The sequence below is a fragment of the Mesorhizobium sp. WSM4836 genome, from assembly GCF_055811815.1.
This window is the reverse complement of record NZ_JBVVQF010000002.1, coordinates 333523-359160: the sequence shown is the minus strand read 5'-3', so window position 1 is coordinate 359160 and position 25638 is coordinate 333523. Positions and strand designations below refer to the sequence as shown.

Here is a 25638-nt window from a genome sequence, read left to right as displayed (position 1 = left end):
CCGGCCTACTGGCTTGCCCAGACAATCCGCGCCACCCATTCGACATCGCGCATGAGGATGTCGCGGTCCGGGTGATCGGGATTGAGGGAGACCAGCGCGATCGCCTTGGGTGTCTGGCGGTCGAGCACCTTGGCCATCACCTCGCCGGCATTGGTCTTGACGACGACGCGATCGCCCTTTCGTATCGTAGCCCCCGGCTCGACGATCAGGACATCGCCATTGCGGTAGAGCGGCAGCATGGAATCGCCCTGGACCTTCAAGGCATAGGAGGTTTCGGTTGCCCGTGCCGGAAGCTCGATCAGGTCCCATCCCTGCCCGGCCGGAAAGCCGGCATCGTCGAAAAAGCCGCCGGCGCCGGCCTGAGCGAAGCCGAGCAGCGGCACCGAAGACTTCTGCGCCGGCAGGAATCCGGGGCTGGGCTTGCCCCGGCCTTCGACCAGCCCGGTGAATTCGTCGAGTGAGGCGCCGGTCGCCTCGATGATCTTGGCCAGCGATTCGGTCGAGGGCCAGCGCGGGCGTCCATCCGAGGACAGCCGCTTCGACTTGTTGAAGGCGGTCGAATCAAGGCCAGCACGCTTCGCCAGTCCCGAGGCCGAGAGCGAATAGCGCTCGGCCAGAGCGTCGATGGCGGCCCATACCCGATCATGCGAGAGCACTTTGCTCTGCCTCTTGGTTTGAGCACCGGATGTTTCCGAAAACCGCTGACACTTTTCGGTCCGGCGCTCTATAACAGGAAAAAATACCTTCCCCGTTCTAGTCTTCGATCGCCAGTTTGTCCACCGGCTGTCGGGGCAAGGGCACGTGTCCATCGCCCGCCTCGTTCAAGCCATGCAACCGCCGGCAGGACAATGCGGAGGGCCATCACCACAGGCCGGGCACAAGCCGGTAGCGCACCGTTCGGGCATAGTCCGTATAGCCGTCGAGCTCCGCTCTCAGCATCTTTTCTTCGTCCAGGATGCGCAGCGCCAGGATCGGCACGTTGAGCAGCATAAAGAGCAGCCCCCACCAAGACCCCAGTGCCAGCGGCACGCCGATGACAAGGATCAGCACGCCGACATACATGGGATGCCGCACCAGCGCGTAGGGACCGGTGGCGATGACGGTCTGGCCTTCCATCTTCTCGATCGTGGAAGCGCCGTAGCTGTTCTCACGGAAGACAAGAAGATCGATCATCAGGCCGAGTGCCACGAGAAAATTGCCGAACACCGAGATCCAGGCCGGGACATGCGACCAGCCGAAGCGATAATCGAGCACCGAGACGATCACCAGCGCGATCGCGCCGGCGAAGGCGAGCGTGATGATGACTTTCTGCGCCGGCCGGGTTTCCGCGCCAGGGCCGGCCTTGATGCGCCGTTCCAGCAGCGCCGGGTTCCTGAGCGCGAGGTAGATGCCGATGATGTTGGTCGAAAGCGTGAAGACAATGAGGAAGGCCCAGCCCTGCCAATAGGCCAGCGTTCCCGCCGGCACGAAGATGACGGCGGCGAGCACGAGCAGACCGACAATGGCTGACTTCAGGGTGCGGATGGCGAGGTTCATCGCTTTTCTCCCGGGTTGACAGCGCTGGCCGTCAACCCGCTCGTGGCGTCGCCACCAAGCCAGACGGGGTCAGGCCGCCTTTTTCACCTCGCCCTTCGCGTAGGGGTCGAAGCGCTGGTAGAAGGTCTCGTCCTTCTCGGCCATGTCGAGCAACAGCTTCGGCGCCTTGAACTCGGGGCCGTATTTCTTCTGCAAGCCCTTGGCGATCTTGACGAACTTCCTGGCGCCGATGCCGTCGATATAGGACAGCACGCCGCCGGTGAAAGGCGCGAAGCCGAAGGCAAGGATCGAACCGACGTCGGCCTCGCGCGGATCGGTGACGATGCCCTCCTCCATTACCCGCGCCGCTTCCAGCGCGATGGTGACCAACAGCCGCTGCTTCAGCTCCTCATAGTCGACCTTTTCCGGCGCAAGCTGCGGGTAGAGATCCCTGAGGCCCGGCCACAGCTTCTTTTTGGCCGGCTTTTGTGGATAGTCGTAAAAGCCCCTGCCGTTCTTGCGGCCGAAGCGGCCATGCGTGTCGACCAGGGTGTTGATCAGCGCCATCTGCTTGGGATCGACCGCCTTGTCGCCAAGATCCCTGATGGTCTGCTTCATGATCTTCTGGGCAAGGTCGATCGCCGTTTCGTCGGTCAACGCCAAGGGACCGACCGGCATGCCGGCGGCTTTCGCCGCATTCTCGATCATCGGCGCCGGAACACCGTCGATCAGCATCTTGTAGGCTTCCGACATGTAGCGCAGCACGCAGCGGTTGACGTAGAAGCCGCGCGTGTCGTTGACGACGATCGGCGTCTTCTTGATGGCGCGGACGAAGTCGATTGCGGTAGCCAGCGCCTTGTCGCCGGTCTTCTTGCCGAGGATGATCTCGACCAGCATCATCTTGTCGACCGGCGAGAAGAAATGGATGCCGATGAAATTCTTCGCCCGCGCCGAATTCTTGGCCAGCGCCGTGACCGGGATGGTCGAGGTGTTGGACGCGAAGATCGCCGACGGCTTCAGCACGGCTTCCGCCTGTTCGGTGGCTGCCTTCTTGACGGCCGAATCCTCGAACACCGCCTCGACGACAAGGTCGCAACCGGCAAGATCGGCGTAGTCGGCCGTCGGCGTGATCAGCGACAAGAGTTTGTCCTTTTCCTCCGGCTTGGCGCGGCCTTTCCTGATCTGATCCGAGACCAGGCTGTCGGAATGCGCCTTGCCCTTGGCCGCGGATTCCATGTCGCGGTCGAGCAGCACCACCGGAATGCCGGCCTTGGCCGTCACATAGGCGATACCGGCGCCCATGAAACCGGCACCGAGCACGCCGATCTTCTCGAACGTCGTTTCCGGCACACCGGCCGGGCGGCGCGCGCCCTTGTTCAGTTCTTGCAGCGACACGAACAATGAGCGGATCATCGCCGCCGCTTCCCTGGTCTGCATGATCTCGGTGAAGTAGCGTTGCTCGATCCGCAAGGCGGTGTCGAACGGCACCAGCAGGCCCTCGTAGACGCATTTCAAAATGGCGGCAGCGGCGGGATAATTGCCATAGGTCTCGCGGCGCAGAATGGCAATTGCCGGCGGCCACAGATTGGCCCCGGCCACCGAATAGATCGGAGCGCCCGGCAGCTTAAAGCCCTTTTCATCCCATGGCGCCACCGGTTTCAAGCCGTTCCTGATCATCGCCTTGGCGGTTTCGACCAGCTTGTCCGCCTCGGCAATCTCATGGATCAAGCCCATCGACTTGGCCTTTTGCGGCGACAGCGTCTGGCCGGAGGTCAGCATTTGCAGCGCCTGCTGCTGGTCGGTCAGCCGCGGCACGCGCTGGGTGCCGCCGGCGCCTGGAAAAATGCCGATCTTCACTTCGGGAAGCGCCATCCTCACCTTGTCGGAATCGGCCGCGACACGGCCATGGCAGGCGAGCGACAATTCGAACGCGCCACCCATGCAGGTGCCGTTGATCGCCGAAACCCATGGCTTTCCCGAGGTTTCCAGCTTACGGAACAGGCTGTTCATGGCGCCCGCATTTTCGAACAGCGCCTTGGTCGCCTTCTCCGGGTCCTTGGCCTTGTCGGCGGCGAAGGCCGCCAGCATCTTCTGCAGCATGGTGATGTCGGCGCCGCCCGAGAACGTATCCTTGCCGGAGGTGATCACCGCGCCCTTTATCGCTGCATCGCTCGCCACTTTGTCGACGACGGCGTTCAGTTCGCGCATCACCTCCTCGGTGAAGACGTTCATCGAACGGTCCGGCATGTCCCAGGTGACCAGCGCAATGCCGTCGGCGTCGATGTCGAACGTGAAATTGGTGTAGCTCATCATCTCTCTCCGTCAGACGCGTTCGATGATCGTTGCGGTGCCCATGCCAGCGCCGATGCAAAGCGTCACCAGCGCGGTATTGAGGTCGCGGCGTTCCAATTCGTCCAGCACCGTACCGAATATCATTGCACCGGTGGCGCCGAGCGGATGGCCCATGGCGATGGCACCACCATTGACGTTGATCCGGTCATGCGGAATGTCGAAAGCCTGCATGTAGCGCAGCACCACCGAAGCGAAGGCCTCGTTGAGCTCGAACAACTCGATGTCCGACAGCTTCATCTTCGCCCGCTTCAACAGCTTCTCGGTGACGTCGACCGGGCCGGTCAGCATCAGCACCGGTTCGGAGCCGATATTGGCAAAGGCGCGGATGCGCGCGCGCGGCTTGAGTTCGAGCGTCTTTCCCGCCTTTTTCGAGCCGAGCAGCACGGCCGCCGCGCCATCGACGATGCCGGAGGAATTGCCGGCATGGTGGACGTGGTTGACTTCTTCCACCTCGGGATGCTTCTGCACGGCGACGGCATCGAAACCGCCCATTTCGCCCGGCATGACAAAGGACGGATTGAGCGCGGCCAGCGACTGCATGTCGGTCGAAGGCCGCATGTGCTCGTCGTGATCGAGAATCGTCAGGCCGTTCTGGTCCTTGACCGAGATCACCGAATTCTTGAAGCGGCCCTCGCCCCACGCCTTGGCGGCACGCTTCTGGCTCTCGACCGCGTAGGCGTCGACGTCGTCGCGCGAAAAGCCGTATTTTGTGGCGATCAGGTCGGCAGATATCCCTTGCGGCACGAACCAGCCGGGCAGGCCGACCGACGGGTCCATAAACCAGGCGCCGCCGGAGGCGCCCATGCCGACGCGCGACATCGATTCGACGCCACCGGCAATGACGATGTCGTCGGCGCCCTGGGCGATCTTGGCGGCGCCGAAATTGATGGCGTCGAGGCCCGAGGCGCAGAAGCGCGATATCTGCATGCCAGGTGCCTTGGTGTCGTAGCCAGCTTCGAAAGCGGCGGCACGTGGAATAACCGCACCCGCCTCGCCAACCGGATCGACACAACCGAAGATGATGTCGTCAACAGCGGCGGTGTCCAGTCCGTTGCGGTCGCGGATGGCCTCGAGCACCTTGGCGCCGAGCCGCACCGCCGGCACTTCGTGCAGCGAGCCATCCTTCTTGCCCCTGCCGCGCGGCGTGCGTACGGCATCATAGACATAAGCTTCGGCCATTTCCTGCTCCTTGGGTTTGCTGAAACTCGCTCAGAGCGAGCGCCCGATCAGCAATTTCATGATCTCGTTGGTGCCGCCGTAGATGCGCTGGACGCGGGCGTCGCGAAACATGCGCGCAATCGGATATTCATTCATGTAGCCATAGCCGCCATGCAATTGAAGGCATTCGTCGACGACTTTTCCCTGCAGATCTGACAGCCAGTATTTGGCCATCGACGCCGTCACCGGATCGAGGCCGCCGTTAATGTGGCGGGCAACGCAGTCATTATAGAAGACGCGGCCGATGGTCGCCTCGGTCTTTAATTCGGCAAGCTTGAACTGGGTGTTCTGGAATTCGATGATGGCCTTGCCGAAGGCCTTGCGCTCCTTGACGTAGTCGATGGTAAGCGCCAGAGCGCGCTCGACCATGGCAATGGCAGTGGTGCCGATCTGCAGCCGCTCCTGCGGCAATTGTTGCATCAACTGGACGAAGCCCTGGCCTTCGTCGTTGCCGAGCAGGTTGGAGGTCGGCACACGTACGTCGTCGAAGAACAGTTCCGACGTGTCGTTGGCCTTGAGGCCGATCTTTTCGAGGTTACGGCCGCGCTCGAAACCCTCCACCTCGTCGGTCTCGACGACGATCAGCGAGATGCCCTTGGCGCCCTTCTCAGGATCGGTCTTGGTAACGACGATGATGAAATTGGCGAGCTGGCCGTTGGTGATAAACGTCTTCGAGCCGTTGAGCTTGTACCCGTTGCCGTCCTTTTCGGCGCGCGTCTTGACGCCTTGAAGGTCGGAGCCCGCACCCGGCTCGGTCATGGCGATGGCGCCGATCAGCTCGCCGGTCGCCAGCCTCGGCAGCCACTTCTTCTTCTGCTCCTGCGAGCCGTAGTGGAGGATATAGGGGGCAACGATCGAATTGTGCAGGCCAATACCGAAACCGTCGACGCCGACATGGCCGATCGCCTCGATGATGGCGCTCTCATGCGCGAAGCTGCCGCCCGAGCCGCCATATTCCTCCGGCATCGAGGCGCAGAGCAGGCCGGCAGCACCCGCCTTCAGCCAGCTTTCGCGGTCGACCATCTCGTTCTTCTCGAACTCGTCATAACGCGGCGCGATCTCTTCCGACATGAAGCGGTGCGCCATGTCGTAAAGCATTCCAACCTCGTCCGCCGCCCAGGCGGGCTTGGGAAGGCCAAGGACTTCGGCGGGGTTGGTCATGTTTTCTCTGATCCTCCTTCCAAGCACGCCGTCAGAATTGAGGCTGGCGCGCTGCCGTGGCGACCCCTCCCTTCGGGCCGCCCTCCCCTCAAGGAGAGGGGAACGCCGAACCTAGAACGCTTCGGCCGGCAGTGCCATCAATGTGTCGGCACCGCTGGAAATGCGGGCAAGATGCGCCGACGTCTCCGGCATGATCCGCTCTATGAAGAAGCGCGCCGTCACCAGCTTGTTGTCGTAGAAAGACGAAGCGCCGTCGCCGCCGTCGGCCAATTTCGCCGCGGCCACCTTGGCCATCCGGGCCCACATATAGCCCAGCGCCACCAGGCCGAAGAGATGCATGTATTCGGTCGAGGCGGCAGCGGCATTGTCGGGCTTGGCCATGCCGTTCTGCACCAGCCACATGGTCGCCGCCTGCAGATCGTTGAGGCCCTTTTTAAGCGCCTTGGTGAAGAGCGCCATCTTCTCGTCGGTGCGGTTCTCCTCGCAGAACTCGCCGACTTCCCTGAAGAAGGCCTGGACCGCGCGGCCGCCGTTCAAGGCCAGCTTGCGGCCGACGAGATCGAGCGCCTGGATGCCGTTGGCGCCCTCGTAGATCATGGCGATGCGGGCATCGCGGACGAACTGGCTCATGCCGTGCTCTTCTATATAGCCGTGGCCGCCGAACACCTGCTGCGCCATTACCGCATGATCGAAACCCTTGTCGGTGAGCACGCCCTTCACCACCGGCGTCATCAGGCCGGTGTAGTCGTCGGCCGCCTGGCGATCCTTGTCGTCACCGGAGCGGTGAGCGATGTCGGACTTGATCGCCGTCCACAGCGCCAGGGCCCGGCCGGCCTCGTTGAAAGCCTTCATGGTCATCAGGCTGCGGCGGATGTCCGGATGGACGATGATCGGATCGGCCTTCCTGTCCGGCGCCTTCGGTCCTGACAGCGAGCGGCCCTGCAGACGATCCTTGGCGTAGGAAACCGCATTCTGATAGGCGACCTCCGATAGCGAGAGCCCCTGCAGGCCGACGCCAAGCCGCGCCTCATTCATCATGGTGAACATTGCTTTCAGCCCGCCATTGGCCTCGCCGAGCAGCGTGCCTTCAGCGTCGTCGTAATTCATGACGCAGGTCGAATTGCCATGGATACCCATCTTCTCCTCGATCGAGCCACAGGAGACGGTGTTCTTCTCGCCCGGATTGCCTGAGGCATCGAGCTTGAGCTTCGGCACGATGAACAGCGAGATGCCCTTCACGCCATCCGGCGCGCCCTCGATACGGGCCAGCACGAGGTGGACGATGTTGTCCGACATGTCATGCTCGCCAGCCGAGATGAAGATCTTCTGGCCGGAGATCCTGTAGGTGCCGTCGCCATTTGGGACGGCCTTGGTGCGCAGCAGGCCGAGATCGGTTCCGCAGTGCGGCTCGGTCAGATTCATAGTGCCGGTCCAGGCGCCCTCGACCAGCTTCGGCAACCATGTTGCCTTCTGCCCTTTGGTGCCATGGGTGATGATCGCAGCGATCGCGCCTTGCGTCAGGCCGGCATACATCATCAGCGACATATTGGCTGACACCATATATTCGGCAACCGCGGTGTGCACCGCGTAGGGCAAGCCTTGCCCGCCAAACTCGACAGGTGCGGCGAGCCCCATCCAGCCGCCTTCGCGATACTGATCGAAGGCTTCCCTGAAGCCTTTCGGCGTCGTTACCGAACCGTCGTCATGGCGCATGCAGCCTTCCACGTCGCCGACACGGTTCAGCGGCTGCATCACGTTTTCGGCGAACTTCGCGCCCTCGGCAAGAATGGCCTCGAGCACATCCGGCGTCGCGTCGGAAAATCCGGGAAGATTGTAATAGCGCTGATATCTCAGCACGTCGTTCAGCACGAACAGGGTGTCCCGGACCGGCGCTCTGTAGATCGGCATGCGTTTCCTCCACCATTCGGTCTTGGCCCCGAAATCAGCCTCAGCATATGAGGATGGCAGATGGACCAACGTTACGGTCGAGATAACAAATATTGACGTTTGCGTAAACGTCAATTCTGCGGTGCGGCAAATTTTGTCCCGCGCCAAGACGGCAACCACAAAGGATGGCAAACGACGAAGAACCGCGCAGCGAAAGCCACGCGGTTCTCATTCGTCGGAAATCGACAAGTTAGTTTAGCTCGCCACGCTGGCCTGCGGCGTCGAGCGCTCGATCAGCATTTGCCGGACCGTCGACATCGAGGCATTCAGTTCGCTGATGGCATCGTCGATCAGCGCCCGCTGCTTCTGCAGACGGGCAAGCTGCTTCTCCGACTTGTCGAGCGCCAGCCGCAATTGCTTGGTGTTGGAACCATTTGGATCATAGAGGTCCATCATCTGCTTGACATCGCGCAGCGAGAACCCGACCTTGCGGCCAAGCAGGATCAGCTTTAGCCGCGCCCTGTCGCGGCGCGTATAGAGTCGGGTCGAGCCGTCGCGCTTCGGGTTGAGTAGACCCTTGTCCTCATAGAAACGCAGCGTACGCAGCGTCACTCCGTATTTCTTGGCCATTTCGCCGATGCGGACAAGCTCTTCACCGGCTTCGCTCGACATATCGTTGGTGTTGGCCGCGGCTTGGCCGGGCGAAATAAGTTTCATGGTCACTGGCTTTCCCCGTCTGGTGGCGTCGCGGTCGCGGACCTTGCGTCGCCTGAGTGAAAGCGGGGGCGTGCTTCCACTCGTGGTTTCAACAAACAAATCGCAAACGGCGTATCCGCTCATTTACGTTTACGTCAATTCTATATCGATAGCCGCCTCACCACGCAAGAGGGTTCTGGGCTTGGAACTTTATGCCGCAGCGCCGGCGGAAAACCTAAAAAGTCGTTGCCGATCTCGGGAGCGATCATGCGGCTGATCAAAATTCTACAGCGTCTTTGTGCGTCCAAAAAAACACCCGGCGCCGTCGGCAGGCAGTCGACAAAGTTGCAACTTCTTAAGCTTGGTTAACGCGTTGTTTACCACGTTGGGGCGAAATGTGCGCATGTCGGTTACCCGTGTCTATCCTGTACTGAATTTTTCACGGTTTTTCGGAGCGCGGATGAGACCCGGGAAGCTCGTCTTCCACTGCAATAAGCCAAGCAGTCGCCTTCGTCCCGGCAGGACTTTGGGAACCTGGTGAAAGCCAGCAATTCTGAAACGGGCGCATTGATGAATAGCAAGCGGTCCTACCTCGATACACTCAACGCCGGCAGGCAACGCCGGCCGCACACGACGCTTGAAGAGCTCAACCGCTCCCTGGAAACTCTGGAGCAGCGGCTGGGGCGGACGCGCGAGGAGACGGCAAGCCACCCCGATCCGCGCCGACCAGCGGCAGAACCGCGCTATCCCAGCGCCCAGCCCTATGGCCAGCAGCGCCGGTATGAGGACCCACGCCAGGCGCAGCGGCCGAAAGGTCCAGCAGCCGCTTTCGACCCGAATTACCAGGCGATCGCCCGCGATATCGACCGGGTGCGCGGTCAGGAGGACGGCGTGGCCCTAGCCGGCAAGATCGCCGGCGAACTGCGCGGCCTGCGCGAAGAGCTGCGCCAGCAGATGGCCTCCGGCCTGCAGCGCGAGTTCGAGGTACTGCGCAAGAATATCGAGCGAGCCTTCCAGTCAGATGGCGGCGGCAAGGGCAGCGCCGAACTCGGCGTCGAATTCGAGCGGCTTTCCGGCGCCATCCAGGCACTGGCCGAAAAAAGCGACGACAGAAGCGTCAATATGCTGCGGCTCGAGCTTGAGCAGGTCAAGGCCGCGCTCGATACGCTGGCGCGCGAGGAGAGCGTGCAGGCGGTCGGACGCCGCTGGGACGATTTCGACCGCCGCTGGAACGCCTTCGAGGATCGCGTCGACGCCGATCAGCGCAAGCGCTCCGATGCACCCGGCCTGTCGGCGCTGACGGAGCGGCTTGAGCAGATCAGCAATGCCGTCAGCAATCTACCGGAATCGCTGTCGCTGCGCTCGCTCGAGGAAAAGGTCCGCACGCTTGCCGGAGCGGTCGACCATTTCGCCCGCCAGCAGGACAATCGCGGCAGCGACACATTCAGTCAGATCGATGAGCGGCTCGACGAGATTTCCCGCGCGATCGTCGCCTCGACGGTTGCCGCGCAAGCCAATTCATTCGACCCCGAGCCCTTCGAACGCATCGAGAAGCGGATCGATTCACTAGCCCAGCAAATCGAGGAAGTGTCGCAGGATCGTCCGGGCCGGGAGGTCATCGACCGTCTCAACACATTGTCGAGCCGCGTGGATGAGTTGGCCGGCCGAGCCAATCTGCCGGAACAGGCGATGGAGCGCCTTGCCATGCAAGTCGCGCTTATTGCCGACAAGATCGACCACGCACCTGCCATGCCCGACGCCGACTATATCTTCCAGGGGCTCGAGCAGCGCTTCGACGTGCTGTCCAGCATGATGGAACGTCGCCAGGGCGACGCCGTGGAACAAGGCAACATGCTGTTTCGCGACCTTGAGCGCCGGTTGGACGAGGTCGCCGACAGGCTGGACCAGCGCATGCCGCAGGTCGACAGCACCGGCATCATGGATGCCATCGACGCCCGCTTCACCGCGCTGGCCAAGCGGATGGAGACGCGCGTTCCAGATCCTGCCAACGAGGCGGCGATCCGTGGCCTGGAGAGCCGGCTCGAAGACATCTCAAGCCGGCTGGATTCGTCCGCGGCACAGGTCGCCAGCATCGACCCGGCGTTGATCCGCAGCCTCGAAGCACAGGTCGCGAGCCTGACGGCGCATCTTTCCAGGCCCGGCACGCCGCTGCCGGAATTCGACGACATCAGCCCGCGTCTCAACGAAATCGAGAAGTCGCTGGCCGGAACCCGCGATACCATCCTCGGCGCCGCGCGCGAGGCGGCCGAGAGCGCCGTCCGCTCGCTGGCCGGATCAAGCGCCAACACGGCGGCCGTTACTGGCCTCGCACAGGACCTGAAGACGCTCGAGGCGCTAACGCGCCGTTCGGACGAGCGCAATTCGAGGACGTTCGAGGCTATCCACGACACGCTGCTCAAGATCGTTGACAGGCTTGGTTCACTGGAGACCGGCGAACCGGCAAGCGCGGAGTTGAGCAAGCGCTTCGGCCGAGCATCCAAGATCTCGGTGCAGGACGCACCGTCGATGGACCTCGACCAGGCGCTGCTATTGACGGGCAGCATGGCCGATCTCGACGGCCGCGCCGCGGCGCTCGTGCGCGATGAGCCAAGTCCGCGTACGCCGGCCGAGGCCGCCGCCGCAGCCGCCCTGGCGGCTCTCGGTTCAGACACGACACGTGAAAAGAACGAACAACGCGGCGGCAGGAAATCGATGTTGGGCGGGCTGGCGCGCGCCTTGAAGGGCAAGAAGGACGCGGAGGTGCCGCCGCTTGCCGGCCCGGCGCCGAGCACCGAGATACCGAGCGCCGAGATACCGGGCGTCGATCTTGACGAGCCCCTCGACCCGAAGCTCGCCAACCGGCCACTGGAACCCGGCTCCGGCGCACCCGACCTCAGCGCCATCATGAAGCGCGTGCGCGACGAGCGCGGGCAGCCGGCCCGGCAAGGTGGTGTCGAGGCGGCGAAATCGGACTTCATCGCGGCAGCCAGACGGGCTGCGCAAGCGGCGGCCGCCGAGGCGGACGCCCTCAAGCGCCAGTCAACGATGAAAGGCCCGGTCAAGGCACTCAGGATCGGCGACCTGCTCAAGGCGCGGCGCAAGCCGATCCTGATGGGGGCAATCGCCATCATGCTGGCGCTTGCCGGCCTGCAGCTGGGCAAAGCCTTCTTCTCCGACCCCGTCGAAGCCGCCAATAATGACGCGGCACCGGCCATGGCCGTACGACCGGTGGAAACCGCATTGGCCAGCGTTGCCGGCGAGCCGAAGGCGGACGCGCAGACGGCAGCACAGGAGAGCGCGCCGTCGCCCACCGTCAGGCAGGCAGAGCCATCTGCATCGGTGACCAAGGACGACACGGCGGCGCAAACCGGCCCGGCGACACCGACAACCGAGGCATCGATGGCGCCCTCAGCTTCCGCGGCGCCCGCTGACCTGGAGGCGCCAGACACCACGGCCGCAGTGCCCCCGCGGGCAGCGGCGACGGCCAGCGACGCCGAGCCAATGGCTGCCGCGCCTGCTGTTACCACCGCTGCGACGCAGGACACGACCGGCACGGTGCCGCTGGCAAATGCTGCTGCGGCAGCGGATTCCAAAATCGACGTTCCGGCCGATGCCGGTCCGGCCGCCCTGCGCGATGCAGCGGCCGGCGGCGACGCCAAGGCGCTGTTCGAGGTCGGCTCGCGCTACGCCGAGTCGCGCGGCGTCAGGGAAGACATGGCGGCGGCCGCTAAATGGTATGAGAAAGCTGCCGAACTCGGTTTCGCACCGGCAGAATACCGCATCGGCAATTTCTACGAGAAGGGCATAGGCGTCGCACGCGACATCAAGAAAGCTAAAACCTGGTACCAGCTTGCCGCAGCGCAGGGCAATGCCAGCGCCATGCACAATCTTGCCGTGCTGTTTGCGATGGCGGCGGATGGCGTGACCGACAATGAGTCGGCAGCACACTGGTTCCAGGCGGCGGCGGATCTGGGTGTAAAGGACAGCCAGTTCAATCTCGGCATCCTCGCGGCGAAGGGCGTCGGCATGAAGCAGAACCTCGAGGAGAGCTACAAATGGTTCGCGCTCGTCGCCAAGACCGGCGACAAGGATGCGGCGGCCAAGCGTGACGAGATCGCCAAGGCGCTGAGGCCCGAGCAGTTGGAGCGTGCGCGGGACGCGGCTGAACTGTGGAAGGCCAAGCCGCTCGATCCAGCCGCCAATTCGGCCGACATTCCTGAATCGTGGCAGGACGGCACACCGCAGACGACCGCCGGCATCGACATGAAGAAAGCTGTCCAGAACATCCAGCGCATTCTCAACAAGAACGGCTACGAGGCCGGCAATCCCGACGGCATGATGGGCCAGAAAACCAAGAACGCGATCATGGCCTTCCAGGCCGACAACGACATGAAGGCAACCGGCGCGGTCGACGAAAAGCTGGTCAAGGCGCTGCTCGCGCGCAAATAACGGCGGATGCGTCGTTTCCGCGATGCCCTTGCCACGGATTTGCCTGTTAACTGATTGAGTTGTTTTTTGTTTCGGCGGTGCGACGAAGTTTGACTTCACCGCCCGGCCGGCGCAAGAACGAGATAACCTTCTGACGCAAAATGCCCGCAACGGTTGCATTCGCCAGGAGGCAAACTGATCGAGACTGACGGGTGGGCATCTATCTCCCGATCGCGGAAATTTCCGTCAACGTCTTCGTGCTGCTGGCCATGGGCGCGGCGGTGGGTTTCCTGTCGGGCATGTTCGGCGTGGGCGGCGGCTTTCTCATCACGCCGCTGCTGATCTTCTACAACATACCGCCGGCAATCGCGGTCGCCACCGGCGCCAACCAGGTCATCGCTTCCTCCTTCTCCGGCGCCCTGTCGCACATGAAGCGCGGCACGCTCGACTTCAAGCTCGGCGGCGTGCTTTTGGCCGGCGGCATCGTCGGTTCGACCGGCGGCATCTATGTCTTTGCATTCCTGCGCCGGCTCGGCCAGCTCGATCTGTTCATCTCGCTGCTCTATGTCGTGCTGCTAGGCACTGTCGGCGGGCTGATGCTGGTGGAGAGCGTCAATGCGCTGCGCGCCACTCGCAGCGGCGCCGCACCGGTGTTGAAGAAGTCCGGCCAGCACAACTGGATCCACCGCCTGCCACTGAAGATGCGGTTCAGGGCCTCGAAGCTCTTCGTCAGCGTCATTCCGGTGCTTGGGCTGGGCGCGGCGATTGGCTTCCTGTCCTCGATCATGGGCGTCGGCGGCGGCTTCATTATGGTGCCGGCCCTGATCTATCTTTTGAAAGTGCCGACCAACGTCGTCATCGGCACTTCGCTGTTCCAGATCATCTTCACCTCGGCCTACACCACGCTGGTCCACGCTACCACTAACCAGACGGTCGACGTCATGCTCGCCTTTCTGTTGATGGCAGGCGGCGTCGCCGGCGCGCAATATGGCGCCAAGGCCGGTCAGAGGCTGCGGGGAGAGCAACTCAGGGCGCTGCTGGCGCTGCTGGTGCTGGCGGTCGCCGTCCGGCTTGCCATCGATCTTTTCGTCACGCCGCCCAATCTCTATTCGCTGTCCGGCGTGGGCCTGAGCTGATGGCTGGCTTGAGGACGTTCGCGGCCGCCGCGTTGCTGTCGCTGCTGGCGGCTGCGCCACCGGCGAAGGCGCAGGCGCCACTAACCGAAAATATCCAGATCGGCCTTTCCACCGACAATGTCTCGATTACCGCCGGTTTTTCCGGTGCCGACCTGACCATCTTCGGCTCGCTGGAAAATGCCGATCCGCTTGTCGCGCGGCAAGGGCGCTACGACGTGATCGTCGTGCTGGAAGGCCCGGCCCGACCGGTCGTCGTGCGCCGCAAGGACCGGGTGCTCGGCGTCTGGGTCAATCTGGAGTCGGAGACCTTCGAAAACGTACCTGTCTCCTACTCAGTGGCGACGACGCGGCCGCTGCAGGACGTCACCGATCCGAACAGCTACAAGCAGCTGTCGCTTGGCGCCTCGAACCTCTATTTGCAGCCGGCCGACGCCGAGGACAGCCCGGCGACAATCGAGGAATTCACCGCCGCGCTGCGCGAACGTAAGGCGGCGACCGGGCTCTATAGCGAGAATGTCGGCGGCGTGCAGTTCCTGTCGCAGAACCTGTTCCGCGCCACCGTCAGGCTCGCTCCCAACGTTCCGGTCGGCACCCACAAGGCCCGCGCCTTCCTGTTCAAGAGCGGCCTGTTCATCAAGGAAAGCTCCGCCCAGCTCGAAATCCGCAAGTCCGGTTTCGAGCAATCGATCTTCCGCGTCGCCCACGACTATTCCTTCCTCTACGGTGTCTTTGCCGTATCGCTAGCCATGCTGACCGGCTGGCTCGGAAGACTGGTGTTCAGGAAAGACTGAACTCTCGTAAAAGTAGTTTCCCTTTCCGAGGGTATGGGTTAGACCGCGACCCCCGGCCCGACACGAGCTGCTGCTCCCCAAATCAGAAATACAGGAACGCACGATGCGACCAGCATTTGCCGGTATCGACTTCGGCACTTCGAATTCCACCGTAAGCGTGGTCAGGAACGGGCAGCCGCGGCTGGTGGCGTTGGAAGACGGCCAGGTCACGCTGCCCAGTGCGGTGTTTTTCAATTTCGAGGACAACCGCACCTATTTTGGGCGACGCGCCATTGCCAACTATACGGACAGTATCGAAGGCCGCCTGATGCGCTCGCTGAAGAGCGTGCTCGGCAGCTCGCTCGCTCACGAAAAGACGCGCATCAAGGCGCGCTCGGTCGGCTTCATGGAAATTGTCGGCCTGTTTGTCGGGCACCTGAAAAAGAAGCTTGAAGAAAACGCCCTCGACACAGTCGAAAGCGTCGTGCTCGGACGGCCGGTACAGTTCGTCGACGACGATGCCGGGGCCGACGCCGAGGCCGAGCACGAACTCGAAAATGCCGCTCGCGCTCAGGGCTTCAAGCATATCGCATTCCAATTCGAGCCGATCGCGGCGGCACTCGATTACGAGCAGAAGGTGACGCGCGAGGAACTGGCGCTGATCGTAGATATGGGCGGCGGCACGTCCGATTTCTCTATCGTGCGGGTCTCGCCCGAGCGCGCCCGCTCGCTCGACCGCAAGGACGACATCCTGGCCAGCCGCGGCATCCATATCGGCGGCACCGATTTCGACCGGCTGCTGAGCATCGCCCATGTGATGCCGCAGCTCGGCTATCTGACGCCGACCAAGGATGGCAAGCGCAATCTGCCGGCGAGCTACTTCATCGACCTGGCGACATGGCAGCGCATAAACCTGGTCTACACCGCAAGGGCGATGACGCATCTTCGCCAGATCCGCTACGAGGCGGAGCGCGCGGACCTGGTCGACCGCTTCATCCACATCGTCGAGCATCGTTACGGCCACGCGCTGGCGGCGCTCGTCGAAAGGGCCAAGATCGAGCTGACGGACCGATCGTCCGCCGATATCGAGGTCGCATTGCCTGAGGTGAGGTTCACGGCAGAGATCACGCGCGAAGGTCTCGAAGCCACTATCGCTCGGGATATTGAGCGCGTTGCAGCGACCGTCGAGCAGACCGTCCGCGACGCGCAGGTGAAGCCCTCCGACATCACGGCGGTGTTCCTGACCGGCGGATCGACCGCAATCCCGCTGGCCAGACAGCAGATCCTGGCTCTGGTGCCGCAGGCGTCGGTAATCGAAGGCGATGTGTTCGGCTCGGTCGGACTTGGGCTGGCGCTCGACGCGCAGCGGAAGTTCGGCTGATCGGCTTAAAACGGCGCGGCTCTCCCACCTTTGCCGCCGAGATGCGCCTTGAGCGCCATCTGGGCCAGGCTTGGCTGCCGGTCGCGATGCGTGATCATGGCGAATTCGCGCTTCGGCAGATCGATCGGCACGGAACACAGGGTACCTTCGGCGACCGCGCGCGCCACGACGAGTTCCGAAATGATGGTGGCGCCGGCGCCGGCCTCGACTGCCTGGCGAATAGCCTCATTGCTCGGCAATACCAGGAATATCTGCAGGTCCGCGAACGAAATCCCGTCGCGTCGGGCAAGGTCCTCCAGCGCCTCGCGCGTGCCCGACCCGCCTTCGCGAATGATCCAGCGAAGCCCGCCAAGGTCCGGATGTCCAGGCGAAACTTCCGCGATCTCAGGATGCGAGCGCGCCACGACCAGCATCATGCGATCGATATCGACCTTGGCACGCCGCAAAATGTCGGATTCGGTGCGCCCCTCGACCAGGCCAAAATCCGCTGCGCCATCAAGCACATTGGTCTCGACCTGCCTGGTATTGCCAATGCTCACGCTCAGCCTGACGGCAGGATAGGCTTCGTGGAAAGAGGCGAGCCGGCGCGGCAGCCAATAGCTGGCGATGGTCTGGCTGGCAGCGATCGAGAGACTGCCTGATATTGTCTGCGAGACATGCTCCAGCACATTATGGGCGGCCGCCGTCCGCTCGAGGACCGCCTTGGCCTCGGGCAAGAATCGGTGTCCGGTCTCGGCGAGCTCGATATTGCGGCCCACTCGGTTGAACAACTGGACGCCGTGCTGCTGTTCGAGCGAGCGGATGGCGGCCGACGCGGCCGACTGAGAAATGCCTAACAACTCGGCCGCTTTGGTCATGTGCGCCCGTTCGGCTACGGCGACGAAGATCCGCAATTGGTCCAGAGTCATGCCGGCATTAAGAAGCAAATCCGATTGGAATTACAAGAGCAAGTTGTTAGACAGATCGATTGCTTTGTTCTAAATTTTGGCCCGAAACTGGAAAAAAGTCGCACCAGAACAGTCGAGGGTAGAAATTGGTGAGGCTGTTCAAATCCGTGTTCACGCATTGGACCCGCAGCCTGCGGTGGCGACTCGTCGGTGAACGCTATCGTCCGGAACAGCATTACATGCGTGGCCCAGGCCCGAAGACAAGAGCCAAGGCCGCGGAACGCAAAAGCATCGCCGGATCATGACCAACGAACCGCTACGCGGCGCAAACTCAGCACCATCCCAACGGCCGCTTGCCGATACGCGCGCGCCCGCTGAAGGCGACGGCGTCGATACGTCGCCTGATGTCTCCGACAGCATCGCCAAGACCACCTGCTACATGTGCGCCTGCCGCTGCGGCATCGACGTCCACATCAAGGACGGCAAGGTCCGCTACATCAACGGCAACAAGGACCACCCGGTCAACCGCGGCGTGCTGTGCGGCAAGGGGAGCGCCGGGATCATGCAGCATTACAGCCCGGCCCGGCTGAAGAAGCCGCTACTGCGCACCGGTCCGCGCGGCTCGGGTGAGTTCCGCGAAATCGAGTGGGAGGAAGCTTTGTCGATCGCGACGAAGCGGCTTTCGAATATCCGCCGAACCGATCCGAAGAAACTCGCCTTCTTCACCGGGCGCGACCAGTCGCAATCGTTGACCGGCTGGTGGGCGAGCCAATTCGGCACGCCGAACTTTGCCGCCCACGGCGGCTTCTGCTCGGTCAATATGGCAGCCGGCGGCCTCTACACGATTGGCGGCTCGTTCTGGGAGTTCGGCGAACCTGATTGGGACAACACCAAATACTTCATGCTGTTCGGGGTTGCCGAGGACCATGATTCCAATCCGATCAAGATCGGCCTCGGCAAGCTCAAGGCGCGCGGCGCCAAGGTGGTCTCGATCAACCCCTGCCGCACCGGCTATAATGCAATTGCCGACGACTGGATCGGCATCCGGCCCGGCACCGACGGCCTGTTCGTGTTTGCCCTCATCCACGAATTGCTGAAGGCAGGGCGCGTCGATCTCGACTACCTCTTGCGCTACACCAACGCCCATCTTCTCGTCATTCAGGAGCCTGGTGCTGCCGACGACGGGCTGTTCATGCGTGATGATGGCGGCAATCCACTGGCTTGGGACAGGGTGGCGACGATGCCTATCGATGCCAGTAATGCCGATGTGAAACCGGCATTGACCGGCAGCTTTCTCGTCGACGGCCGCCGCTGCGTGCCGGTCTTCCAACTCGTCGCCGACCGCTATCTGGACGAGAGCTATTCACCGGAAGCCGTCACTGACCGGTGCGGCATCTCCGCCGACACTATCCGACGCATTGCCGCAGAACTCGCTCATGTCGCCTTCGAACAGCAAATCGAATTGCCGGTAGCCTGGACGGACTGGGCTGGCCGCCGGCACGAAACCATCAAGGGCCGCCCGGTGTCGATGCATGCGATGCGCGGCATCTCGGCCCATTCGAACGGTTTTCACTCTTGCCGGGCCATTCATCTGCTTCAGGTGCTTCTCGGCACGGTGGACGTGCCGGGCGGCTTCCGCTTCAAACCGCCTTATCCACGGTGTGCACCGCCGGGTCCGAAGCCAGCCGGCAAGAATGTGAAGCCGATGACGCCGCTCGAGGGCATGCCTCTCGGCTTCGTCTGCGGACCGGAGGACCTGCTGATCGATGAAGGCGGCAAGCCCATTCGCATCGACAAGGCCTACTCCTGGGATGCGCCGCTTGCAGCACACGGCCTCATGCACACGGTCATCCGCAATGCATGGGCCGGCGATCCCTACACGATCGACACGCTGTTCATGTACATGTCGAACATGGCCTGGAACTCGTCGATGAACACGGTCGAGACGATGGCGATGCTGACCGATGTGGATGAATCGGGTGAGTACAAGATCCCGTTCATCATCTATTCCGACGCTTATTATTCCGAGACCGTGCCTTTTGCCGATCTGGTGCTGCCGGATACGACCTATCTCGAGCGTTATGACTGTATCAGTCTGCTCGACCGGCCGATCAGCCACGCCGACGGGCCGGGCGACGCGATCCGCCATCCCGTCATCGAGCCGGACCGCGACGTCAGGCCGTTCCAGACGGTGCTGATCGAACTCGGCGCGCGGCTCAGCCTGCCCGGCTTCGTCGACGACGATGGTTCCGCCAAATACCGCGACTATGCCGACTACATCGTCAATCACGAGCGCACGCCAGGTGTCGGTCCGCTCGCCGGCTGGCGCGGAAAGGATGGGGGCTCGGTCGGCAAGGGCGAGGTCAATCCTGACCAATTGCACCGCTACGTCGATAATGGCGGCTTCTGGCACCAGAATTTCGCCGCCGATCAGCGCTACTACAAAATGGCCAACCGCTCGTATCTCGAATTCGCCGAGAGCATGGGTTTCCTCCCGAAGGCCGAGCCGATCGTGTTCCAACTCTATTCCGAGCCGATGCAGCGCTTTCGCCTCGCGGCGCGCGGCCATGGCCGGGCGCTGCCGCCGGAGGCGGAGCGCAGCCGGGTCGAGACCTATATGGATCCGCTGCCGTTCTGGTACGCACCCTTCGAAGAGGCGGCGGTCGATAGCCAAGCCTATCCGCTGCACGCGCTGACGCAGCGTCCGATGCACATGTATCATTCCTGGGGTTCGCAGAATGCGTGGTTGCGGCAGATCACCAGCCAGAACCGGCTGTTCGTGCACTGCCGGACAGCAGCCGGCCTCGGCCTTGTCGACGACGATTGGGTTTGGATCGAGAGCATCAACGGCAAGGTCAAGGGACAGATCAAGCTGGTCGACGGTGTCAACGCCGATACGGTGTGGACCTGGAATGCGATCGGCAAACGGCGCGGCAGCTGGGGGCTCAAGAATGACGCGGCCGAATCCAATCGCGGCTTCCTGCTCAACCACATCATCGGCGACCTGACCTCCGCCGATACCAGCGGCAAACGTTATTCGAATTCCGATCCGGTGACCGGCCAGGCGGCGTGGTTCGACCTGCGCGTGCGCATCGTCAAATGCGCGGCCGAGGAAGCTGGCTTCACCGAACCGCAGTTCGAGCGGTTCCGACAGCCGCCGCACTCTGAGCCCTCGCCCGACAAACTCAGTTTCGGCGCGGAATTCCGCCGGGAGAGAGAGGCTGCCGAATGACTTGCCTTCCCGCTCACACCGACAAGAAGCTCGGCCTCGTCATCGATCTCGACACCTGCGTCGGCTGCCAGGCATGCGTTACCGCCTGCAAGGAATGGAACACCGGCGGCCATATGGCGCCGCTAACCGACATCGACCCCTATGGCGGCAATGTCGATGGCGTCTGGTTCAACCGCGTGCACAGTTATGAGTACATGACCGAGATGGGCGGACGTACGGTGAACTTCCCGCGCTCCTGCCTACACTGCGACACACCGGCCTGCGTCACGGTCTGCCCGACCGGCGCCTCCTACAAGCGGGCGTCGGACGGCATCGTGCTGGTCGACGAGGACAAATGCATCGGCTGCAAACTGTGTAGCTGGGCCTGTCCCTATGGAGCGCGCGAATTCGACACCGATGTTGGCGTGATGAAGAAATGCACGTTGTGCGTCGACCGCATCTACAACGACAATCTGGCGGAAGAAGATCGCGTGCCGGCCTGCGTCGCCGCCTGCCCGACCAGCGCGCGGCATTTCGGCGATCTCGGCGATCCGACATCGGCTATCTCGCAACTGGTGACCGAGCGCGGCGGCGTCGACCTGATGCCGGAGATGGGCTACAAACCGACCAACAAATATCTGCCGCCGCGCGCCCATACCACCCGCGCCGCATCGGTGCCGGCGCCGCCGCTTGAAACGGTGCGTGCCGAAGGCGGCTTCCTCGGCTGGGTCGACCGCATGCTTTCGAACTGACCAGCGCCTTCATGCATCCAGCGTTCTCCGTCGTCCTTTTCACCACCGCCACGGGCGCCGGTTACGGCCTGCTCGCGCTGCTTGGCGTGCTCGCCGGACAGGGCTTTGTCCCGCCCGATTTCTGGCTTGGCCTCACCGGCATGGGACTGGCGCTTGGCCTGATCTCGGCGGGCCTGCTGTCCTCGGCCGGCCATCTCGGCCGGCCCGAACGCGCCTGGCGTGCCTTCTCGCAATGGCGTAGCTCATGGCTGTCGCGCGAAGGCGTTGCCTCGGTCGCCACCTTCGTGCCGGCGGGACTGTTCGGTATTGGCTGGGTGGTCCTCGGCCATACGAGCGGCTGGGTGGCTGTCGCCGGGCTGCTCGCTGCCCTCGGCGCGGTCGCCACCGTCTCCACCACCGGCATGATCTATGCGTCGTTGAAGCCGATCGCCCAGTGGCACAGCCGCTTCACCCTGCCCGGCTATTTGATCTTTTCGGCGATGACCGGCTGCATGCTACTTAACGCCTTGCTGCAGGGATTCGGCGTCGGCTCGGCGGCCGTGCTGGCGTGCGCGCTGCTTGCAACGCTTGCCGGCTGGGGCTGGAAGCTGGTGACCTGGCGGTACAACGACCGGCTGGAGATCCCGACCACGACCAACACGGCAACGGGCTTGGGCGGCGGCACGGTGCGGTCCATCGAATGGCCGCACACCGAAGAAAACTACCTGCTCAAGGAGATGGGCTTTCGCATTGCGCGCAAGCACAGCGCTAAACTCCGCCAGATTACGCAGGTGCTGGCCTTTGCTTTGCCCGCGTTACTGCTGGTCGCGGCGTTCGCCTTGCCGTGGCGCTATGCGGTGGCTTCGTCGATACTCGCCGCAATCGCCCAACTCGCGGGCATGTTGGTCGAGCGCTGGCTGTTCTTCGCCGAGGCCAAGCACACCGTCACTTTGTACTACGGCAGATAGGTTCAGCCTGGCCTGAGCATCGCGTGGGAGATTGCGAAAATGCGCTCGGTGCCGAGCATGTAGGCCATCAGGGTTTCGCGGCGGAACAGCCCGGCATAGGCGCGGTCAAGCAGATTGAGCGAACCGGTGTAGGCGCCGAAGGCCGGCATGATCATGCGGCCGCCATCGCCGGCAAAGCAACGACGCCGCACTGACCGGCCTTGCTGCACGATGCGGGCACAAGGATGCAGGTGACCTGATATCTCGCCTTCCACTCTCACCGCTGAGGGCTCGTGCCGGAAGAGTAGCGAGCCTATGGCCAGCTCGCGCACGGTCTCGCCGGGCAGGTCGGCCGGCGCTTCAGGATCATGATTGCCCGCGACCCAGAACCAGTCGCGCCCGACCATCAGCCCTTCCAGCCTTTCGCGAAAGCTCGCGTGCATGCGCGCGGCGCCGCCGCCATCGTGAAAACTGTCGCCTAGGCTGATGACGATCGCAGGCTGATAATCGGCAATCACCGCCTGCAGCCGGAGCAGCGTCGCGCCGGTGTCGTAAGGTGGGACCAGCGTGCCGCGCCTGGCCAGTGAGGAGCCTTTTTCCAGATGCAGGTCGGACACGGCCAGAAGCCGGAATTCGGGAAAATAGAGCACGCCGCGACGGTCGCAGATCGCGCGTTCACCGGCGATATGGACAGACCCCGCATCCGCCAGAGGCGCAGCCATGGCCAGCGCGACAGTCATTTCGTCCCCATCGCCTCCTCGACCAGCGTGGCTGCATCCATCAGCAGCGTGTCATCGGCCTCGCCGTGCACCGGCATTTTGCCGATCTCCAGCATGATCGGCACGGCGAGCGGCGAGATCTGCTCGAGGTTCTTATGCATGATTCGGCCCTGGACGCGCGAGAGCATCTCGGCAAGTCTGCTGACATCCAGCAGACCGGTCGCGGCATCGGCCCGCGTGGCCTGCAAAAGGATGTGGTCGGGCTCGTGGCTGCGCAGTACGTCGTATATGAGATCCGTCGACACGGTTACCTGGCGGCCGCTCTTCTCCTGCCCCGGGTGGCGTTTCTCGATCAATCCCGAGATCAGCGCGCAATTGCGAAAGGTGCGCTTCAATAACCAGCTGCCGGCGAGCCAGGCTTCGAGGTCGTCGCCCAGCATGTCCTGATCGAATAGCTGAGCCAGCGACGGTTTCTTCGCCCTGAACATGTGGCCCATATCGGCCAGCGACCATATGGCAAGCGCATAATCGGTGGCGACGAAGCCGAGCGGCTTGGCTCCCGCCCTGTCGAGCCGGCGGGTCAGCAGCATGCCGAGCGTCTGATGCGCCAGCCTGCCCTCGAACGGATAGGCCACAAGGTAGTAGCGGTTGCCGCGCGGAAAGGTCTCGATCAGCAGATCGTCGCGTTTCGGCAGCACCGACTTGTCGGCCTGGAAGCGCAGCCAGTCTGCGACCTGCTCCGGCAGCTTCTTCCAGCGCTGCGGATCGTCCAGCATGGCGCGGACCTGTTCGGCTAGGTACGTTGAAAGCGGGAATTTGCCACCACCATAATACGGCACCTTGGGGTCGCTGCCGGGCGCGTTCGAGACGAAGCACTCATTCTCGCGGATGCCTTCGAAGCGCAGCACCTTGCCGGCGAACATAAAGGTATCGCCGTGGGTCAGCGTTTCGAGGAACGCCTCCTCGATCTTGCCCAGCACCCGGCCGCCACGCGAAGCCGCGCCTCTGCTGCCGGCCTGGACGAAGCGGACGTTGAGCGCTGGCACTTCGATGATCGTGCCGACATTCAGCCGGTATTGCTGGGCGACGCGAGGATTTGAGACCCGCCACAGCCCGTCCTTGTTGAGACGAATACGGGCGTAGCGTTCGTAGTTCTTCAGCGCATAGCCGCCGGTGGCGACGAAATCGACGACGCGCTCGAATGTCGGCCGATCGAGATCGGCATAGGGTGCTGCCGTCCGCACCTCTTCGAACAAGTCATCGGGATGGAAAGGCGCACCGCAGGCGCAGCCCAGCACGTGCTGCGCCAGCACGTCGAGTCCGCCATCGACCAGCGGCGGCGTGTCCTGGGCGCCGAGATAATTGGCGTCGAGCGCCGCCCTGCATTCCAGCACCTCGAAGCGGTTGGCCGGTATCAGGATCGCCTTTGACGGCTCGTCCATACGGTGGTTGGCGCGGCCGATGCGCTGCGCCAGCCGGCTGGCACCTTTCGGCGCGCCGACATGGACGACCAGGTCGACGTCGCCCCAGTCGATGCCGAGGTCGAGCGTCGAGGTGGCGACGATCGCACGCAAGGCATTCTCGCCCATCGCTTTCTCCACGCGCCGGCGCTGGGCGACATCGAGCGAGCCGTGATGCAGCGCGATCGGCAAGGTGTCCTCGTTGACCCGCCACAACTCCTGGAACAGCAGCTCCGCCTGGCTGCGCGTGTTGACGAACAGCAGGGTTGTCTTGTGGCGCTTGATCTCGTTGTAGATCTCCGGCGTTGCGTAACGGGCCGAATGTCCCGCCCAGGGCACGCGCTCCTCCGAATCGAGAATAGAGATCTCGGGCTTGGCGCCGCCGATGACGACGATCAGTTCGGCCATCGGCCCCGGCGGATTCTGGCTGACCAGCCAGCGCCGCAATTCGTCGGGCTCGGCGACCGTCGCCGACAGGCCTATCGTCTGCAGGGCGGGCACAAACGAGCGCAGCCGGGCCAGCCCGAGCGACAGGAGATGCCCGCGCTTCGAGGTCACCAGCGAATGCAATTCGTCGAGCACGACATAGCGCAGGTCCTCGAAGAAGCGCCTGGCATCGGGCGCGGCGATCAGCAGCGCCAATTGCTCGGGCGTGGTCAGGAGAATGTCGGGCGGCGCCAGCTTCTGGCGCTGGCGCTTGTGAGCGGGCGTGTCACCGGTGCGTGTCTCGACGGTGACCGGCAGCCCGATTTCTTCGACAGGTTTGCCGAGATTGCGCTCGATGTCGACGGCCAGCGCCTTCAGCGGCGAGATGTAGAGTGTATGGATGCCTCGATGCGCCTGCCCCGGCCTTCTCCTCGATCGGCCGGCCAGTTCGATCAGCGATGCCAAGAACCCGGCCAGCGTCTTGCCGGCGCCGGTCGGGGCGATCAGCAATACCGACTGCCCGCCCTGGGCTTTGGCCAGCAAATCGATCTGGTGGACGCGCGGCGACCAACCCTTTTCCGCAAACCATTTGACGAATGGCTCGGGCAGGACGACGGCGGCATTCTGTTCGGCAAGGCGCGGCTGCTCTGTCACGCGCCAGAGGTAGCGCGGCGACGCGCAATCGCCAAGGACAATCAGAACAAAAGGTGATC

17 protein-coding genes are annotated in these 25638 nt (G+C 63.2%); 7 read left to right on the top strand and 10 right to left on the bottom strand.

The features are described 5' to 3' along the window. Positions 1 to 5 precede the first annotated feature (5 nt). From AC0L2P_RS03900 to AC0L2P_RS03870, 7 genes are all read right to left on the bottom strand, one after another. Complete coding sequence (locus AC0L2P_RS03900; protein ID WP_473499926.1) at positions 6 to 656, bottom strand: S24 family peptidase; 651 nt, start codon at positions 654 to 656, stop codon at positions 6 to 8. A gap of 205 nt (positions 657 to 861) precedes the next feature. After that, positions 862 to 1536 (bottom strand): methyltransferase family protein, encoded by a 675-nt coding sequence (locus AC0L2P_RS03895; protein WP_473499925.1) that lies wholly within the window; start codon positions 1534 to 1536, stop codon positions 862 to 864. Positions 1537 to 1605: 69 nt separating this feature from the next. After that, entirely contained in the window at positions 1606 to 3825 is a 2220-nt protein-coding gene (locus tag AC0L2P_RS03890; protein WP_473499924.1) for a 3-hydroxyacyl-CoA dehydrogenase NAD-binding domain-containing protein, read from the bottom strand. A 12-nt stretch (positions 3826 to 3837) separates the two neighbouring features. Further along, complete coding sequence (locus AC0L2P_RS03885; protein WP_473499923.1) at positions 3838 to 5046, bottom strand: acetyl-CoA C-acetyltransferase; 1209 nt, start codon at positions 5044 to 5046, stop codon at positions 3838 to 3840. A 30-nt stretch (positions 5047 to 5076) separates the two neighbouring features. Beyond that, positions 5077 to 6246, bottom strand: a complete 1170-nt coding sequence (locus AC0L2P_RS03880; RefSeq protein ID WP_473499922.1) for an acyl-CoA dehydrogenase family protein — start codon at positions 6244 to 6246, stop codon at positions 5077 to 5079. A gap of 111 nt (positions 6247 to 6357) precedes the next feature. Beyond that, on the bottom strand, positions 6358 to 8154 hold the full coding sequence (locus tag AC0L2P_RS03875; RefSeq protein WP_473499921.1) for an acyl-CoA dehydrogenase: 1797 nt from the start codon (positions 8152 to 8154) through the stop codon (positions 6358 to 6360). Positions 8155 to 8388: 234 nt separating this feature from the next. Next, positions 8389 to 8850 (bottom strand): MerR family transcriptional regulator, encoded by a 462-nt coding sequence (locus tag AC0L2P_RS03870; RefSeq protein ID WP_473499981.1) that lies wholly within the window; start codon positions 8848 to 8850, stop codon positions 8389 to 8391. 549 nt (positions 8851 to 9399) lie between these two features. Here AC0L2P_RS03870 and AC0L2P_RS03865 point away from each other — a divergent pair. The 4 genes from AC0L2P_RS03865 (at position 9400) to AC0L2P_RS03850 (ending at position 16544) form a co-directional block, all read left to right on the top strand. Continuing rightward, the gene (locus AC0L2P_RS03865; RefSeq protein ID WP_473499920.1) at positions 9400 to 13278 is read left to right on the top strand and encodes a peptidoglycan-binding protein; all 3879 of its coding nucleotides are present in this window, start codon (positions 9400 to 9402) and stop codon (positions 13276 to 13278) included. A gap of 191 nt (positions 13279 to 13469) precedes the next feature. Then, positions 13470 to 14393 (top strand): sulfite exporter TauE/SafE family protein, encoded by a 924-nt coding sequence (locus AC0L2P_RS03860; protein ID WP_473499919.1) that lies wholly within the window; start codon positions 13470 to 13472, stop codon positions 14391 to 14393. Then, positions 14393 to 15184 carry a TIGR02186 family protein gene (locus tag AC0L2P_RS03855; protein ID WP_473499918.1) on the top strand — a complete coding sequence of 264 codons (792 nt, stop codon included), beginning with the start codon at positions 14393 to 14395 and terminating at the stop codon, positions 15182 to 15184. The genes AC0L2P_RS03860 and AC0L2P_RS03855 overlap by 1 nt, the downstream gene beginning before the upstream one ends. Positions 15185 to 15287: 103 nt before the next feature. Next, positions 15288 to 16544 carry an Hsp70 family protein gene (locus tag AC0L2P_RS03850; protein ID WP_473499917.1) on the top strand — a complete coding sequence of 419 codons (1257 nt, stop codon included), beginning with the start codon at positions 15288 to 15290 and terminating at the stop codon, positions 16542 to 16544. A gap of 5 nt (positions 16545 to 16549) precedes the next feature. Here AC0L2P_RS03850 and AC0L2P_RS03845 read toward each other — a convergent pair whose 3' ends face one another. Beyond that, positions 16550 to 17452, bottom strand: a complete 903-nt coding sequence (locus AC0L2P_RS03845) for a LysR substrate-binding domain-containing protein (RefSeq protein WP_473499916.1) — start codon at positions 17450 to 17452, stop codon at positions 16550 to 16552. Positions 17453 to 17732: 280 nt separating this feature from the next. Between AC0L2P_RS03845 and AC0L2P_RS03840 the strand changes: the two genes are divergently transcribed. Genes AC0L2P_RS03840 through AC0L2P_RS03830 form a run of 3 tightly spaced genes read left to right on the top strand, consistent with a single transcriptional unit; the run spans position 17733 to position 22341 of the window. Next, entirely contained in the window at positions 17733 to 20663 is a 2931-nt protein-coding gene (locus AC0L2P_RS03840; RefSeq protein ID WP_473499915.1) for a molybdopterin oxidoreductase family protein, read from the top strand. Then, complete coding sequence (locus tag AC0L2P_RS03835) at positions 20660 to 21394, top strand: 4Fe-4S dicluster domain-containing protein (RefSeq protein WP_473499914.1); 735 nt, start codon at positions 20660 to 20662, stop codon at positions 21392 to 21394. The genes AC0L2P_RS03840 and AC0L2P_RS03835 overlap by 4 nt, the downstream gene beginning before the upstream one ends. An 11-nt stretch (positions 21395 to 21405) precedes the next feature. Continuing rightward, positions 21406 to 22341, top strand: a complete 936-nt coding sequence (locus AC0L2P_RS03830; RefSeq protein ID WP_473499913.1) for a dimethyl sulfoxide reductase anchor subunit family protein — start codon at positions 21406 to 21408, stop codon at positions 22339 to 22341. Positions 22342 to 22343: 2 nt separating this feature from the next. Here the strand turns inward: AC0L2P_RS03830 and pdeM are convergent, their stop codons facing one another. Continuing rightward, positions 22344 to 23060 (bottom strand): ligase-associated DNA damage response endonuclease PdeM, encoded by a 717-nt coding sequence (gene pdeM / locus AC0L2P_RS03825; RefSeq protein ID WP_473499912.1) that lies wholly within the window; start codon positions 23058 to 23060, stop codon positions 22344 to 22346. Further along, on the bottom strand, positions 23057 to 25579 hold the full coding sequence (locus tag AC0L2P_RS03820) for a ligase-associated DNA damage response DEXH box helicase (protein ID WP_473499911.1): 2523 nt from the start codon (positions 25577 to 25579) through the stop codon (positions 23057 to 23059). The genes pdeM and AC0L2P_RS03820 overlap by 4 nt, the downstream gene beginning before the upstream one ends. Positions 25580 to 25638: the final 59 nt, after the last annotated feature.